This window comes from Hominimerdicola alba, assembly GCF_900112155.1.
GTDB classification, from domain to species: Bacteria; Bacillota; Clostridia; order Oscillospirales; family Ruminococcaceae; genus Hominimerdicola; species Hominimerdicola alba_D.
The window spans coordinates 1-4,181 of sequence record NZ_FOKQ01000088.1; the positions used below are offsets into that span (position 1 = coordinate 1).

At 46.1% G+C, this 4,181-nt stretch carries 3 protein-coding genes; all 3 read right to left on the reverse strand.

Annotated elements, in window-relative coordinates:
- Positions 1-103: 103 nt before the first annotated feature.
- Genes BM265_RS19325 through BM265_RS19335 form a run of 3 tightly spaced genes read right to left on the reverse strand, consistent with a single transcriptional unit; the run spans position 104 to position 4,043 of the window.
- Entirely contained in the window at positions 104-1,144 is a 1,041-nt protein-coding gene (locus BM265_RS19325; RefSeq protein ID WP_074963544.1) for a tyrosine-type recombinase/integrase, read from the reverse strand.
- Positions 1,141-2,109, reverse strand: a complete 969-nt coding sequence (locus BM265_RS19330) for a tyrosine-type recombinase/integrase (protein ID WP_074963545.1) — start codon at positions 2,107-2,109, stop codon at positions 1,141-1,143. The genes BM265_RS19325 and BM265_RS19330 overlap by 4 nt, the downstream gene beginning before the upstream one ends.
- On the reverse strand, positions 2,106-4,043 hold the full coding sequence (locus BM265_RS19335) for a tyrosine-type recombinase/integrase (RefSeq protein WP_074963546.1): 1,938 nt from the start codon (positions 4,041-4,043) through the stop codon (positions 2,106-2,108). The genes BM265_RS19330 and BM265_RS19335 overlap by 4 nt, the downstream gene beginning before the upstream one ends.
- Between the last annotated feature and the right edge of the window lie 138 nt (positions 4,044-4,181).

Here is a 4,181-nt window from a genome sequence, read left to right on the forward strand (position 1 = left end):
GAGGGCTTATCCGCAGGTTTTTGTTATCCGAACATTTTTGTGGAACAAGGCTTGATGCTGATGATCAAGCCTTGTTCCTTCAAAAAAATATGCGGATAAAAATTTACCTCAAGCCGCAAAGCCGTGCAAATTCATCCTCGTCATCGGGCCATTCTGGTACCTCATTGCCAGAAGATATTACAGGGTTCCCTATTTCCATGGCCTTGCGTTTTTGTTCCAAAGATGGAAATGCGTAATGGTCCTTCGTGGTCTGGATGCTCGAATGCCCCATTGCCACAGCAATCGTCTCTATTGCCACTCCATCACGATAAAGGTATGTTCCCCGTGTTCTTCGAAGCATATGGGGATAAACTGGATTGGGCAGGTCTGGATGATCCTTTCGGACAATGTCCGCATATTTTTTCACTATGCGCTCCACATTCCTTTCCGACATAGAATGTATCTCACCATGGGACACTGTGTAGATAAATGGGACGGAAGACCCAACTGACTCCCCATCATGGTATTCTGCCATGTACGCTTCAATGAGAGACACTACATTTTCAGAAATAGGGACTGTTCGTTCCTTGTTGCCCTTACCCTTAATTAGAATATAGGGTGCAGCAACCTTCAGATTAACATCTTTCAACCGGATATTTATGAGTTCGTCCGCGCGTATCATCGTGTCAAACAGAACGGAAAGCATCATCGTGTCCCTGCATCCTGTCCTTGTATTGGGCGGAGCATCTAAAAAAGCTTTGAGCGTTGAACGTTCCTCGATTATGGGCCGCATCTTCTTTTCCACGCGCAAAAATGGAACATCGGTAATGCTCAAATATACCTGCTGGAGAGAAACATCGCGTGATGAAGCGTACCGGACATATGACTTTATTGCCGCAAGCCTGTTGTTGACTGTGCTTCTGGTGTGTTTCTTGTAGTCGAGCAACCAGTTTCGGTAGTCAAGGAGAAAGTCAAAAGTGCAATCCTCAAAAAGGAATCGTTTCATGGATATCCCTTTTTCGTCTGAGACATACCTCCTGAAAATGCTAAGTCCGTCCCTATATGTTTTTACCGTTTTCAGGCTTGGACTGTCCTGGGGTATGTAGGTTTCAAGGAAGTCCAACGTCATGGAAAAGAAGAGCTTCTTTTTAACCGTATTATTCATCTGACCCTCACCTCCGGAAAAATCTCATACGCGAGGCAGTCTTTTTCACGTATAATACGGAACGTCTCTTTGACCTGGTGGTAATAATAGAAGGTCTCATTGGACGATTTGTGTCCCAACGCTCTGCTGAGGTAAGGTAGCATGACATTCAGGTCGATTCCCTCGGATATCCATGCATTCATGCGCATAACAACATAAGTGTGCCGCAGTGAGTGGATTGTCGGGGGCTTTGCGCAACTCGGCGCATATACGGTTTCTTTCCAAAATTGCCTAAAGCGTATGGAAAGTGCACCACCGGAAAAATGCCTGGCGGGATCAAAGGACGGGAAAACCCACTCAGTGTCCATTAGGCGTAGATTGTCACTGGTGTATTTTCTCATGACTTTCGTAAGATCCCCAGACATGAAAACCACCCTGTCCTTATGACCCTTTGCATTATAAATGGTAATGGAACCGTTCTTCCAGTTGATGTCATCAAGCCGGAGGCACACCGCCTCGCTTCTGCGCAGACCCGTTGCAAGAATCAGTCGAAAAATCACCCTGTAACCATACGCCATCCTTGTCACTTCCGTGGATTGCTTTTTGGGAACATACCCGTCAATCACACGGAAGAGATCGGCAACCTCTTCTGGTGACAGAACGTGGACAACAGGGCGGCTGTAACGTATAACATCTATAGGAACATATGAAATCTTGCCGAGGCCATTCATGTACAGAGTCAGCTGCCGTATCACAGATATCCGCCCAGCCTGGGATGACTTTCCCTCTGTCGGAAGCAGTCGCGTCCATCCTTCAAGAGATTCCATTGTCACGTCATCCGAATCCCCATTGGTCTCCAGCCAATACTTGTCAAAGCGTGCGAGTATATAAGCCTCGTTGTCATACTTAAAGCCAAGTGCCCTTTTTTGATCCAGTAACCCTTGTATATATGGGGCCAGGACGCTCTTGAAAGCGATATTCATCATAACACATCGCTCCCTTCCATTTCAAGGCGAAGATCCGCAAGGGAGAGCGGACATACCGCCATGCGTTCATCGTCAAGGGAAAGGTAATGCTTCAGGCTTTCCGTGTCCCTGTGCCCGATTACATCTGCAATGCTTTCAGGACGAACTCCGTTTCTAAGCCTGTTTGTCGAAAATGTTTTTCGGGTGACGTGAAAACCTGATCCCCTTACATCGCGGTCAGGCAAAGCTCGCTTTAACGCACTGTAGCATATGTTTCGGCTCATGCCGCTAAACGGAGCCTTGAAATCAACGAATACATTTCTGCATACCGCCATTCTTGGACGTGACTGCTTCAGGTATCTGAAGATGGCATTGCCTACCGCCACTGGCATCGGTACCCATACATCAGCATCTGTCTTGTTCTGCCTGTACAGAATGGAACGGTTTTTCCAATCAATGTTCTCCAGCTTCAGGCTTGCAATATCGCTGCTGCGCATTCCCATTTCAAGTCCGAGCATTATGACTGCACTGTCGCGGATCTCAAGATCCGTAGAAGCATTGCGAACAAAAGTTTTGATCTCCTCGATCTCACTGGAAGTGAGTACTACCACAACGGTCTCCACTGGTGCCGCCGAGCAGCCAAGAGCCATATACAGCGATGGGTTTGCGTTGAGACCTTTACGATACAGGTACTTAAGAAACCGCTTCACCCGGTTGTTGCATGCATTTTTGCCCTCTGGGGTTCCATGGTGGTCTGCAAGGTTGAAATCAGCAAGATGACTTCCGTTAACATCGCCATACGATGACAGGCCCTCACCGATTATAAACCGGCAAAATCTGAGTATGGAGTAAATATCGTTTTTAACGGTGTTCTCATCCAGTTTCATCTTGCGGCGGCTCTCGGCAAAGTCAAGCAGTGGTGTCAAGCACCATTCTGGAATGTTATTTATGCCGTTGATTCCCCTCGGCAACTTCTTCCCGAAATGGACTGACCCAGATGTAACATAATCGGAAAACATGAACATTATGCGCCGCGCTGTATTCCACGAACAGCCTTTGAACAGACGTTTTTTTACGCAGTCCGAATGAAGCCATATGTCTGCCATGTCTGGGTCATACCACAGATTGTGGTAATCAAGGAACAGGTATAGCTGAAGAATTGCCATTTTAGATGCTTCTGTATATTTCTGGACATAGCCTGCCTCTTGATGGAGCCTGATAAGTTCCAGGCCCTCAGACAAAAACCTTTCAGGCGACAACCGGACTTGTCCCTCAGAGCTATTCTTTATAAGCCTGGATTGTTCATCAGGTGGAAAATCGTCCAGGTTGACGGAACATTCCGTCTCCAATGCATATATTCGCAGATATAGACCGTAAGGAGCCTTTCCCGATTCGGCCAGGAATTTCAGGAACTGGTGCAAAGTTGACTCTTCAATAACTCGGGAAATCCTTTTCAAGTGCGCAAGCTCCTCATGGTATGAATCTATGTCACCGTAGGTTATCTCAGATGGATCCATCCTTCCCTTGGATTGCATACACTTCAAGAACAATGAGCACCTTCGTTTGACATTTGCTATTTGCGATTCCGTAAAAACATTTTCACGAGAACGCAGGAATCTTGTGATGTGGTTTTCAAAGTTGCTGTTAAGCGATAGCTTGGAGTAACTCTTCCTGGGTGATGCCTGGGCATTGATGATGCATCCGTGGATATATGCATCATCAAGTTTTGAAATGCAAGCCGCATTTTCTATACGGCTTTTAGGGAGCCATGCAGGCCCCGGTAATGTGGATAACAGAGCTTTTCCGTATTCTGGTGAATAGGTTATATCCTTAGCCGCAAGATCGTCAGCCAGCAGAGTGTAAAACCGTTCATGATTTTTAACTGTGGATTGCGCATACCCCCTTCCTTTCAGAAAGTTTAAAACAATAGTAACATTTTTGCGATATTCGTTCATTGTGTATCACCTCCTGAGATAATGATACACCCAAATATTGTTATCCGCACATTTTTTTTCGGAATTTATCTTAAACAGCAGGAACACGCCTTATCTCTAATAAATGTTCGGATAACCAAAACCTGCGGATAAGCCCTC

Coding starts and splice junctions, on each gene's coding strand:
- BM265_RS19325 (WP_074963544.1), bottom strand. CDS start 1,144: ATGAATAATACGGTTAAAAAGAAGCTCTTCTTTTCCATGACGTTGGAC.
- BM265_RS19330 (WP_074963545.1), bottom strand. CDS start 2,109: ATGATGAATATCGCTTTCAAGAGCGTCCTGGCCCCATATATACAAGGG.
- BM265_RS19335 (WP_074963546.1), bottom strand. CDS start 4,043: ATGAACGAATATCGCAAAAATGTTACTATTGTTTTAAACTTTCTGAAA.